General features: G+C 54.7%; 5 protein-coding genes and 1 pseudogene. 3 read left to right on the top strand and 3 right to left on the bottom strand.

Annotation, left to right across the window (positions count from 1 at the left end; all coding sequences use genetic code 11):
- Positions 1-23: 23 nt before the first annotated feature.
- Positions 24-7,850: a Tc toxin subunit A gene (locus tag RYC18_RS10710; RefSeq protein ID WP_316885805.1), complete on the top strand. Its 7,827-nt coding sequence runs from the start codon at positions 24-26 to the stop codon at positions 7,848-7,850.
- A 52-nt stretch (positions 7,851-7,902) separates the two neighbouring features.
- On the opposite strand, the gene RYC18_RS10705 is transcribed toward RYC18_RS10710, so the two are convergent.
- Entirely contained in the window at positions 7,903-8,925 is a 1,023-nt protein-coding gene (locus RYC18_RS10705) for a zinc-dependent alcohol dehydrogenase family protein (protein ID WP_005776975.1), read from the bottom strand.
- Between the two features lie 309 nt (positions 8,926-9,234).
- Here RYC18_RS10705 and RYC18_RS10700 point away from each other — a divergent pair, with 309 nt between their 5' ends.
- The gene (locus RYC18_RS10700) at positions 9,235-10,149 is read left to right on the top strand and encodes a LysR family transcriptional regulator (RefSeq protein ID WP_002553328.1); all 915 of its coding nucleotides are present in this window, start codon (positions 9,235-9,237) and stop codon (positions 10,147-10,149) included.
- Between the two features lie 23 nt (positions 10,150-10,172).
- A pseudogene (locus tag RYC18_RS10695) lies at positions 10,173-10,283 on the top strand (Arm DNA-binding domain-containing protein); the annotation flags it as partial.
- A gap of 68 nt (positions 10,284-10,351) precedes the next feature.
- Here the strand turns inward: RYC18_RS10695 and hutH are convergent.
- Positions 10,352-11,875 carry a histidine ammonia-lyase gene (hutH, locus tag RYC18_RS10690; protein WP_316885797.1) on the bottom strand — a complete coding sequence of 508 codons (1,524 nt, stop codon included), beginning with the start codon at positions 11,873-11,875 and terminating at the stop codon, positions 10,352-10,354.
- 69 nt (positions 11,876-11,944) lie between these two features.
- Positions 11,945-12,829 (bottom strand): ABC transporter substrate-binding protein, encoded by an 885-nt coding sequence (locus RYC18_RS10685; RefSeq protein WP_316885795.1) that lies wholly within the window; start codon positions 12,827-12,829, stop codon positions 11,945-11,947.
- Positions 12,830-12,835: the final 6 nt, after the last annotated feature.

Genomic DNA, 12,835 nt, shown 5'->3' with positions numbered 1-12,835 from the left:
AAACCCAACAAGGACGTACAACCATGGCCCTACCATCCGCTTCCCTCGAAAAAAGTTCATCTCCGACCTACGCCAGTCTGTTTCCGGAAAACCTAGCGCACACCACCTCCGCGGGCGCACTGGATTCCAGCGACGGGCCTCTTGCCTACCTGAGCGATCTGTATCAACGAGCCATCAAGCTGGAAATAATGGCCGACAACAAGGCCATCAAACTCGGTGTCCGACGCCCTGCGCTGGGCGATCTGCTGCTTGACGAAACCAGCGCCCACCAGACCGTATCCGCGCTAAAACTGGTGATCGATATACTCGCTCATCCCGCGCAGATGCTGGCCGGCATTACACCATTGCCGAATGCCATCGCCGCATCGGGCAGTCATGCAACGCTGCCATTCCATCTGGCTTTCCAGCAAATGCGGGCGGTGCTTGAGCAGAAGGGCATAACGCTGTTCGATGTGCACAAGCTTGCGTCTTATGATTATCCCAACTTCTGCTACCAGAATTTCCGCCAGAAAGACCTGCGCGCGGCCATACTCTCGGGCAGCGGCCTTGACCCGTCCCTGCACACACTGCTGCTGGACAATGAGACTGCGGCAAAAGCCGATTTTTTCAAAACTGCCTACGGCGTAGCCGGTAGCGCAACCGAGGCTCTGCTGGCGATCAGCGATGTAGCCCTGTTTCGCCACCAGACCGGGCTGAGCGAACAGGACCTTTACGACCTGCTTGCCCTCAAAAGTACGGACGATGGAAAGCAGACCGGCTTCAGCACCACGGTAAAACGTTCCGAACACCTCCCTGTCGCATCGCAAACAGAGGTTGCAGCCAGTCAGGTTTACGGTGCCTCGTTTATCAACAATGCCAGCAGCCCGGCAATCGCCATTACAGTGCCCGCTGACAGCTCGTCAGGCCAGCAACTGACCAACGTCAACGCCAGCCATTTCGCCCGCCTGCACAAGCTCATTCACTTGCAGCACTTCCTCGGCCTGCCGTTCGCTGACGTCGATACGCTGGTAATGTCCGCCTTGCGTGCAGAAGGTCAAACCAAAGATTTCCACTTTACCGCCAACACGTTGCGAGCAATCAGCGTGTTCCGTTACCTGCATCGTGATTTCAAGGTCAGCGCATGGCAGTTTGCGACCATGCTTGGCGCGTTGCCGGTATATTCGGTGGGTCAGGCATTGCCCGCTCTGGATACCGTATTGGGTGCGCAGGCCGCCAACGGTAACGACAGCAATCAGACCCGAGTGATATTCGATGACGCTGAGTTCGATCTGGATACCGACGCGGGCCAGGCTACGCTGGCGCAGATGTGCTACGCACTGAAGATCGACGAACAGACCGCCAGAGATTTCGTTGCAACTACACAGCGATTCCAGCAACCCGCCGCAAAAGGCGCCCCGACAAAACTGCCCAAACGAACACTGACCTTGTTTTCTGCGTTATATCGTCAGGTTTACCTGCCGCGCCTGTTGAGGCTATCGCCGCAGGCCGGGGCCGGTCTGATGTCGCTGCTGTTCATCGGCAACGACGACCTGCTCAAGCAACTGGCTGGCGCACCGACGCTTCTTGATAAAGACGATCAGCCGGACATCCTCGACGTGATAATGGCTGCGGTGAACCTCACTCAGTGGGCGAGGCTGCAAAACATCGGTCTGGATCTACTGGCGTTGCTGCTGACGCCCACGCCGGATATCGAGGCGAAAACGCTCCCCGCTCCGGCCGACTGGCTGGAATTGATCACGGAATCTGCAGATCGGCTGGGCAAATCATCGCTGACAGAAGCCAGACTTGCATCATTGGCCGCTGTGCAGCAGGTTGCACTCAAGGACGACAAGAATACCTGGCTGCAGCTTTTCAACCCTCTGATTGACACAGATGGCTGGGTCAAGGCAATTCCCGTATTCCAGGGCCAGGACCGCTTGGCGGCGATCAATGCTCAGATTTCAATCTGTCTGACGGGCGCGTTAGCACAGAGTGATGCATTGGATGTAGATGCCTACCTCAAAACCGGTGAGGCCTTCGCCGCGCAGATCAATGGAGCGCTGATCGCTCAGGAAGATGTTATCAAGTCGTTGGGGGCGGCGCTGTCAGGCAATAGCAATCAGCCTGGTCGATCGGTATTGAGTGAACAGCACGTATTGCTCCTGTTGCGCTGGCTCGACATCAGTACCGCTACCTTGCTCAATGAAATAAAAAACAACGCAATTCAGGCGGGCAGCCAGAACACGTTCAGCAAAAGCGCATTCGTCATGTGGTCAGAGCTAAAACGCCATGCCGAACTGATCATGCGCTTCAACCTCAGCCCCGCCGGGCTTGAGTTGCTACTGGAATACCCTGAGCAAATGGCCTTGGACGAGTCGGGATCAAGCCTTGACCTGTGCTACCAGCTTTCATGCCTTGGCAATTGGGTCAAACGCGCTCAGGAGACTGGCTATCAGGAGTCCGATGTTCTGGATTATCTGCAGGCCATCAACAGCGATGGAGACGAGTCAACAGGACTTGAGGCGGCAGAGCGACTGGCGAAGTTGATTGGCTGGAACGCTGAAGAAACGCTATGTGCCGTGGGGACTACGTATCTGCCGGAGCCAAAGCCTGCGCCAGAGGCCACCAAAGTTATCGTCAAACCAGATCGTAAGACATTTGCCGATTACCTCGCCAGCCTGGACAAGAGCTCCAGAGACACCGTCAACGGGAATGGAGGAGTCTCATATATTGCACAAAACTATTATTGGACCCTGGACATCAACAATGTGTATTCAGGGATAAAGCCGATATTCATGTCGTTTCAAAAATTTTTAAGCGATAACCCTGGACCGCTGATCGTTAGTCCGGATGAGTTCACTGAAGTCTATTCGCAAAATAAGGAAAGAGCTGAGTACCTGAAGAAAAGTGGCAAACTCTTAAAATTTAAAGGTCAGATTCTCGGCTTTACTGACCGCACGCGAACCGGGGACCCTTTAAATGGGCTGCTGAACACGGCACCCAAAGAAGTAGCTGAAGCCAAACCGATTCAGAAGAGAGCTTTCAATGTCGCCGATGTCGATCAGGTCCTGCGCTTACAGTTGCTTTGCCAGAAGACAGGGCTGTCATGCCAGTCGCTTATCGCATTGACTGCACTGGATGCAAAATCATCCTATGGACAGGTTCAGTCACTTGCCACGCTGTTGTTCGCAAGTTGTGATGAGGCCGAGCAGCACGCTATCAATATTCCGCTCAACGAAGCGTGGCGAGATGCACTGGTTGGCTACCTGCTGATCAACTTGCCCAACACGCCTGACTACAGGTTTTCCACTGCTGCCGACGCCGACGATCTGTCCAACTTTCTGCTGACCGACGTGCAGGTTTCCAGTGAAGTCATGACCAGTCAGATGGCGCATGCGACGGCCAGTTTGCAACATTACCTCAGCCGATTTTTCGCACACCTGGAACCGGGTTACGACACAGCGGCGCGGAATATTATTGCTGACGCGGACGACGAATGGCGTCGCTATTGCAACCAGTACGCGCGCTGGCGCAGTTGGCACCAACAGGTCAACCATCCGGAAAACCTTATCCAGCCGGCCTTGCGGCCCGGCAAGAGCCAACCATTCGTCGAGCTGGAAAATGAACTGAATCAGGGCAAACTGACCAACGACATGGTGCAACTCGCGGTGGCTAACTACATCGGCAAGTTCGAGCACGTCAGCAACCTGCAAGTGGTCAGCGGCTACCTCGACGGCTTTGACCCGGTAAGCGATACCTACCATTTCATCGGCAAGACCAACGTCGAACCGACTGAGTACTACTGGCGATCGCTGGATATCAGCAAGCGCGATAATCTGGGGCAACTCAGCCCGCTGGCATGGAGTGAATGGGAGAAAATCGGCTTGCCTCTGAGCGGGCAGATCGTGCAAACACCAACCACAGATGGGCAAACGCTGGATGTGATTCGTCCGATCATCATCGCTGGGCGTCCCTATGTGATCTGGGTCGAACGCTCGACCACTCCGATACCCAGCGCAGACGAAACGAAGCAGACGCCTACAAAGTTCAGAAAAATTACCGTGCATTACTGCTATAAGCAGATAGATGGGCTATGGAGCCCAGCGAATGAGTTGCTGGCCCTGGACGGGACAAAGGATGGCAAGCGTTTAAAAGATGAAAATAACAATTACCTTAAAGACGACACTTACAAACCCGGGCTAATTGCTATTGTGGACGAACATGGCAAGCGCGAGAACGACCCCTGGTTGATCGCACTGCTTTACGATGCAACGACAGAAGACAAGCCTGAAAGAGAGAACCCTATAAAAGGACAGCCAAAAATACCAGGTAAAAAGAAGGATGCGCTAGGAACGAAAGATTATGATTTTTTTGTTCAGGCGCGTGACTTGTTGTTGATTGATGAAAAAGTGATAGGCGAAGAACACCAAAATGAAGAGGACAAGGAAAGCAAACTGCTTACTGCATTGCATACTGAGTACAACGATGCTAGAAGGATTCAGCACGTGTATGTAGGTGATATTTTATCCAGCCAATCCTACAAACTTGAGTTTCAACTTACTGAAAGCGACTTTCCTATAAAATCGACAACAGATTCAACCAAAGGTGAAAACTCCACCCTCTTTACAAGAAAATATGAAAAAGCAGTTATAGATTTTTTCACTGACAGCACAGTACTTATACAGGATTCTGAACACATAAACGGGCTTGAACATTATATCGCCGAAATACTCGAAGCCGTAGGTATCTCGTCACCTACTAAAAATCAAAAAAAATATGTTTTACAGTTAATGCTCGAATTACTTAACGACATCGGCGACGATGGAAGTAATGAAATTAGGACACAAAACCATTCAGAATTTTTTAAAATAAACAACACAATAAATACACCCGAATACTTAATTGAACACATAAAAACCTTAAACCTTAAAACTGCTTCAACAAACGGAAACTTAACTGTCGCACTAACTTTCACATCGAGCAAAATATCATACAGAAAACTTGTATTCACCAACCACGAGCATCTTGTCACCCTCGTCCCAGTCAAGGCGTCGCCGAGCACGCTATCGACTTATGTAAAAAGACCACTGAACAAAACCTTACGTATTTCATTCAACTTTTTGCAGCAAATACCGCTGCCCAACGGCGCATGGTCTGCCCTTCAGGGTGATGCCGCCTTTGCCTCCATACAGCTGAAAATCCTTACCAAAGCTGCCGCTGACGAAACGTTCGTAGAGCGGGCCAGGAAAGAGGTAGTGGCCAATGGGGAGGCTTTTATCGAAGCAGACCTTGATGAGATTTCACCTGGTACTTACCAGGTGGCGTTGGTGGGGGTGGACCACTGGGTGGTCAATCAACTCCATGAAGTCAAAATAGTCTCGTCTCGAACGTTTACTCTATGGGACTGCAAAATCACCCGCAACCCGGAACAGGCCCTTTACCTGGAACTCAGTGGTATGCAAGACCTCCCGTTCAGCACTATCCGGCTCAACACGTTGTTCGGCAAGCAACTGGTCAGCCGGGCCACGCAGTCGGTTGATCGTGTGCTGGCATGGGATACACAGATGCTACTGGAGCCTGCCATCGACGCCGAAAGTACAGTTTCGGTGGACTTCCATGGTGCCAACGGGCGCTACTTCCGTGAATTATTCCTGCATCTCCCGTTTCTGGTCACCACACGTCTCAGCGAGGAGAAACAGTTTCAGGAGGCGTTACGCTGGTGTACTGAGCACTTGTTTGACCCTTACCGCACTGGCACTGGAGAACATGACCAACCTGCGCTGTGGAGTACCAGGCCGCTTGCCGACATCAGCACAGGCACGTCGCAGCTTGATGATTCTGTCGACCCGGCGATACGGGCCTTCACTTCGTCCCGTCACTACCGGCAGGCAGTATTCCTGTTTCTGGTCGAACACTGGCAGCGCGAGGGTGATCATTATTATCGGCACCTCACCCGTGACAGCCTCACGCAGGCCTGGCTCAGCTATCAGCAGGCGCTCAAGCTGATCGGCCAGATTGCCGAAACATCAAGGGGAGACAGCTGGACGGCTCAACCGTTGAAAGGCGTCACCGAAGGGGCGTTCCGTACCCCGCTCAACGCCCGCCTTACCGATCTGCGCAGCACCATCGAACAGCGCCTGTTCAACCTGCGCCACGGCCTGACGCTTGACGGCAAGGCAATGCCATTTTTGCCACTCTACGCAACCGACGATCCGTTCAGCCATTCATCCGGGAAAGCCGGTGGACTCAGTTCCACCTATAATAGTGCCTTCGGCCTGATACCGGTCTATCGTTTTCCCGCACTGGTAACGAGGGTGCAGCAAGCAATAAGGGTGTTGACCGACATGGGTCGTCATCTGATGCATCTTATGGAGAGTGAATTTGACACATCACTGTCGGTGCAGCTACAGGACCAGCAAGTCCAGCTTGCTGACTTCACAATAAAGCTCCAGGCAGAAGCGCTCAACGCTGCCCAGGCAGGCAAACAGACGCTGATATCGGGTAAGCATGCAATAGATTTACGGCACACGTTTTATAGGGATCAGGTCTCCGAGGGGAAAACTGATCTTGAGTCTATAGCACTGCGTTGCAAGGTCGATGCTGCGTACATGGAAACTGCGACGTCGTTACCAGAGGCCGTGAAAGGAACGCTTGATGCGCTGCCCAATGTTTTCGGTATGGCAATGGGTGGTCAGGAATTTTCTGCTCCGGTGTCTGCCGCGATTGGTGGTGCTCATGCTTTGAGCAGAGCACTGGCCTTCGCGTCGGACAGATTGACTACCGAGGCCGAATACGAACGTCGCTCAAGAGGCTGGCAACTTGAAGTGGATCTCGCCGCTTTCAAAATGGCGACCCTGAACCAACAAATCGTCGAACAAGACATACTTATAAAATCTGCAGCAATCGCCGTCGAAGAAGCAAAAGCTCAGCGTATTGCAATGCAGGAAGCCTATGTGTCGATGACCACCGGCTTCACTATCATTCCTACCTACAACTGGCTGGTCGCGCGGATGAGCACTGTCTACGCCCCGGCCTACGATGCGGTATTGTCAATGGCTCTCGCCCTCGAAGGCGCCTGGCGCTATGAGATAGGCGACTACGAACATGCGCAGTTCATTCGCACCGGCGGTTGGAATGACAACTTCCGCGGCATGCTGGCCGGAGAGTCATTGCAACTGGATGTGCTGGAGATGGAAGCGGCTTACCTGCAGTCTTCCGAACGGCGCATGAACATTCGCAAAACGGTTTCGCTCAGATCCCAAGTAGGTATAACCGACGACGGTAAATGGCTTAAGACGTTGCAGGAACTGGGCACCAAGCCTCTGATGTTTTCCTTGAGAGCTGCTGACTTCGACCGTAACTATCCCGGGCATTATTTGCGTCAGCTCAAGCATGTGTCGGTGTCCTTCAAGTTGCAATCCAGTGATCCGGACGGCTTGCAGAACCTCTGCGCTGTGCTTAACCAGACCGGCAGCACCACGCTGGTCAGACCGGATATCGAAGCCGCCAGGCTTTTGTACGAAACACGCAAGTCCAACCCGTACCTCAAGACCAATCTGCGCGCGCAACAGCAAATCGCGCTGTCTTCCAGCCTGTCGGACGACGGCCGGGGCATAGGCAGCGAAAACTGGCTGTGCGAGCTGATGTTCGACGATGGGCGCTATTTGCCTTTTGAAGGGACAGGCGCGATATCGAACTGGACGCTGGAATTTCCAGATGCAGAAGTTGTGAAGCAATTCATAGGAAAAGACAACAAAGCTGCGGTTACCGACATTCAACTGCACATCGTCTACACCGCCGCAGAGGGTGGCAGTCAGTTCGCGTCATCCATCAAGCAATTATTGAAGGAGCAGGAAACGCCAAACTCCTGAATGCAAAAGCCCTCCAGAGCGGAGGGCTTTTTTATTACAGGGCAAAAAAATATTAGACCGATTCGACTTCCAGCACCGCACGCCCACCAATCGGGCAGACGTCCATGTAACGGTGCGCCTGCACCACCTGCTCGAACGGGAAGCTGCGCGTCTGCAACGGCGCAAGTACCTTGTCGGCGGTCATTTGATTGATCTGCTGCAAGGCGCGTTGCAGTGCAGCCTCATCCTGAGTAATACCCAGCTCAGGCTTGCCGGTGAAATTGCCCAGGCAGTGCACGTAGAACTGAATGTTTTTCTGGAACGCAGCGCAGGCCGGGAACGGCGTCTGATTACCGCCTTGCAGACCATACAGCACCAGGCTGCCGCGTGGCGCGAGCACATCACCCATGATCGACATCTGCGGGCCACCGAGGCCATCGAAAACAGCATCGACACCACGGTTTTCGGTGTACTTGTTGATTGCCATCAACAAGTCCTGCTCTTCGGTGACCACCACCTTGTCGGCACCCAGCGACTGTAAATACTCACGGGCATCTTCAGTTTTGGTCGCGGCGATCACTCGAACGCCCAGCGCCTTGCCCAACTGCACGAAAGCAGGACCGGAACAGTGGCTGGCGTCGGTGACCAGCACGGTTTGCCCGGACTTGATACGCGCCAGGTCAACATAGGCAAAGTACGCCACCAGATACGGTGTGTAATGCACGCTGGCCTCGACCGGCGAAAGCACATCCGGGTAGCGAGTCAATGCCCGACGCGGCAATACGATGGTTTCACCATAGACCGGGTGCTGGTTGGCATCGGCTGCCGGAAAGCTGGCGACCTTGTCGCCGACTTGCAAATCGTCGACCCCATCGCCCAGCGCAGTCACCACGCCAGCCATCTCATAACCCAGGCCGGCAGGCAGCCTGGCCTGGGTAGACGCGAGATTTTGTCGCCAGAGAACGTCGTACCAGCTGACACCGATGGCCTGGACGCGCACCTGCACCTCGCCGGTAACAGGCGACGCGACAGGATGCTCTTCGAGCTTGAGCACCTCGGCCGGGCCAAACTGGTGAAAACGGATCGTGCGGGACATTTAGAACCTCGCCTGGTAAACCTTGATGCCACAAACTTTATCCGGGCATTGCCGGGAACACTATCGGTGGCTATTGATAGTCGACATGCCTGTCATCGATTGTGTCCTGTGAGCTGCATGTCGCAGCCAGAAAGCGTCTGGAAGCCACGATGCGCAATGGCCGCCATTGTTCGCATGTCGACGAGACATTGCAAGCCATGTGGACATTCCGTGGCCTTGCCATTAATTTTCCCTGCGCCAGACCCGCATTTGCTCGTACTATCGCACCCTGCTCACGTCCCAACCGACAAATGGCCCGAGATATTCCGCATGAATCGTAACGACCTGCGTCGCGTCGACCTCAATCTGCTCATCGTTTTCGAAACCCTGATGCATGAGCGCAGCGTTACGCGTGCGGCGGAAAAGCTGTTTCTGGGTCAGCCAGCCATCAGCGCCGCGCTTTCTCGGCTGCGCGGCCTGTTCGATGACCCGTTGTTCGTGCGTACCGGGCGCAGCATGGAGCCCACCGCCCGCGCCACAGAAATATTCGGCCTGCTTTCCCCGGCACTCGACTCCATCTCGACAGCGGTCAGCCGTGCTTCAGAGTTCGACCCGGCCACCAGCACTTCAGTGTTCCGCATCGGTTTGTCGGACGACGTCGAGTTTGCCTTGCTGCCCACCCTGCTCAAACGCCTGCGCTCTGAAGCTCCAGGGATCGTGCTGGTGGTCAGACGAGTCAATTACATCCTCATGCCGCCATTGCTGGCCTCGGGTGAAATCTCGGTCGGCGTCAGCTACACCCAGGACCTGCCTGCCAACGCCAAGCGCAAGGTTCTGCGCAGGAGCAAGCCGCAATTGCTGCGCGCCGACTCGATACCCGGCCCCTTGAGCCTCGACGACTTCTGCGCCCGCCCCCACGCACTGGTCTCTTTCGCCGGCGACCTGAGCGGGTTCATTGACGAGCACCTGGAAAAAATCGACCGCAAACGCCACGTCGTCCTCGCCGTGCCGCAGTTCAATGGCCTGGCGACACTGCTGACCGGCACCGACATCATCGCCACCGTGCCTGATTATGCCGCGCAGGTGCTGACGGCGGCTGGCGGCGTTCGGTCTGAAGACCTGCCGATCGAGACGCGTACGTTTGAGCTGCACATGGCCTGGAGGGGGGCACAGGATAATGATCCGGGGGAGCGTTGGTTGAGGTCGCGGATTCAGATGTTTTTTGGGGATCCGGATAGTCTGTAATGAAATCCCACTAAAATCAAAAAATACGTTATTGGCGATTGAAGTATCGGCTGTATGGCAAGGAAAACCGTTTCTCCATCGGCGCTTACCCCGATATCGGCCTGAAGGAGGCTCGCGACATTGCGCGCGGTGCGCTCATCACGCGGTCAAGACAATCACAGACTGTAAGTCCGCCACGGTGCTCTCGTGGCGGACTGATCAATTAGATGATAGTGCTCTGGATTGCGCGGGCAAGCCGGCCGTCGTCCATCATTTCACGAATCGCATGAAGCTCTGGATACATATCTCGATCCTCGTCACGTGCGGGCACGCAAGTACGGATCAAATCGTAGGCTGCCCCTGTGCCTCGACCAGGCCGTAGCGGGCGCTGGAACTCCAGACCCTGGGCAGCGCAAATGAATTCGACGCTGAGAATGTATGCTGCGTTGTTCGCTGCGGCACGCGCCTTACGCGCAGCACTTACACCCATCGACACGTGATCTTCCTGGCCTGCACAGGTCGAAACAGTGTGCACACTCGCAGGGGCCGCGAGCCCACGGTTATCGGCTGCCAGAGCGGCGGCAACATAAGGCGGAATCATGAAACCAGAGTTCGAACCGCTTCCATCTGCCAGAAATGCCGGCAAGCCGCTGAGATAACTATTGGTCAAACGGTCCGAGCGGGCCTGAGACATGCTGCTGAGTTGTGCGATTGCCACCGCCAGAAAATCAAGTGCCAACGCGGTTGGTGCACCATGACCATTGCCTCCGGGCAAGGCGATCAGCGTATCGTCCTCAACAACGAAAACCGGGTTGTCCGTCACCGAGTTTATCTCGATATCAAGCACGCTTCGGCAATAGGCAATGGCGTCACGGACAGCGCCATGTACTTGCGGAATGCAGCGCAGGCTAAGGGCGTCCTGTAGCCGGTGATCGACATTCGCCGCGATGATTTCACTGGAGTCCAACAGGCTCATCAACCGTGCGGCGGTTTTCACTTGGCCGGGGTGCGGTCGCATGCGTTGCAGGCGAGGGTCAAAACCCCTTGTATTGCCTTTCAGCGCCTCAAGGCTCATCCCCCCCGCTACATCTGCCAAAGCGATCAATTGTTCCGTCTCGTGGAGCGCCAGTGCGCCGATGCCGGTAATTTCGTAGGTTCCGCTGAGAAGAGCGTGCCCCTCCCGAGGGCCTGGTTCGCGTACAGCGATACCTGCTCGGGTAAGTGCCTCGCCGCCTGGCAGCAATTCTCCCTGATACCACGCCTGGCCCTGGCCAAAAACAGCAAGGCCAATGTGCGCTGTCGCTATCAGATATCCAACCGAGCCGCCACCAGGTGACCAAGGCGTGACGCCACGGTTGAGCATCTCAGTCATGGTAATGATGAGGTCGGAACTGACACCGCTGGAACCCTGCAGCAGAGCCTTGATCATCGTGGCCATGATGGCGCGTATAGCCTGGTCGTCGTGCGGTGCTCCTACCCCGCTTGCGTGACTTCTCAACATGTTGAGTTGCGATCGTGAAATCTCGTCCGGGCGTAGCGGCACTGAATACAAGTCACCCACGCCAGTGGTAAGCCCATAAATCGCCTTGCCGCTATCAAGTTCGAACTTAATGAGGTCGGACGTGCGTTTCATTGCGGCAAGCAAGACAGGGTCTAGAACAACACGCGCCCCGTAGGCAATCGCTGCAATATCCTCGACAGACGTTGGCGCTGCACCCAGTTCGACGGTCGTCATGTTACTGGTCAAGATTGTGTCCTCACTGAAAGGTTATTCGGTTGGTGGAACTCACCACGTCGCTGCAACGCCGCATGTGCCTCAGTTGATCTTGTGGGCGGTCAACCAGCGATCAGCAATCACGTCGATACTTTCATGCTCGTCCACACTGCCGTTCATGACGATAAGATCCTCAGTGGTCAACGCTGAGGAAACCGCATTGAATACGGCAGCCGCTTCAGGGCCGACTTTTTTAGCCGAGAAAATCGGCACAATGTTCTGGGCTGGAAAGAGGTTCAGAGTGTCCTCAAGGACGACAAGGTTGTTGCGTTTGATTGCTGGATCGGTCGAGGTCATATCGGCAGCATCAATTTGACCGTTCAACAAGGCGGAGAGCGTCAGCGGTCCGGCAACGTCCAGGGTTTTGAATGATTTGAATGTAAGGCCATACACGTCTTTAAGACCCTGGACGCCTTCTTTGCGAGACTTCCATTCCGGCGGTCCACCGAGGACTAGTTTGCTGGCGACGGGCTTGAGGTCAGCGATAGTCACAAGCTTGTATTTCTCCGCAGTGGCCTTGGTGACGACGACAACATCAGAGTCTTGAGCCGAAGATGGCGGCAACATCGATATGCCCTCCGGAAGCGCCTTACGCAAGGCTTCTGCCACCTCCTCGGGAGTATGCGCGGTTGCCTTTTTGTCGAGATAACTCAACGTGGCACCCGAATACTCAGGAATCATATCGATTGAGCCATCGAGCAACGCTGGCAGGTAGACCTCGCGGCTGCCAATATTCAGTTTGGTATTCACCGCAATACCCTTTGCCGTCAGAGCTTTTGCGTAGATCGTAGCGAGCAGCTGGCTTTCAGGAAAATCCGCCGAACCAATCGTGATGGCCTCCGTTGTCGGCTTTTCGGCAGCCATGGCTGAAACGGTCAACAGGCTGGAGACAGCGAACAAACCCAAGGCAAACATTGCTTTCATCATCGTCTG

This window comes from Pseudomonas syringae group sp. 247E2, from assembly GCF_032587795.1.
GTDB lineage: Bacteria > Pseudomonadota > Gammaproteobacteria > Pseudomonadales > Pseudomonadaceae > Aquipseudomonas > Aquipseudomonas amygdali.
Note: the sequence above shows the minus strand (reverse complement) of the source record. Positions and strands in the feature narration are given on the sequence as shown.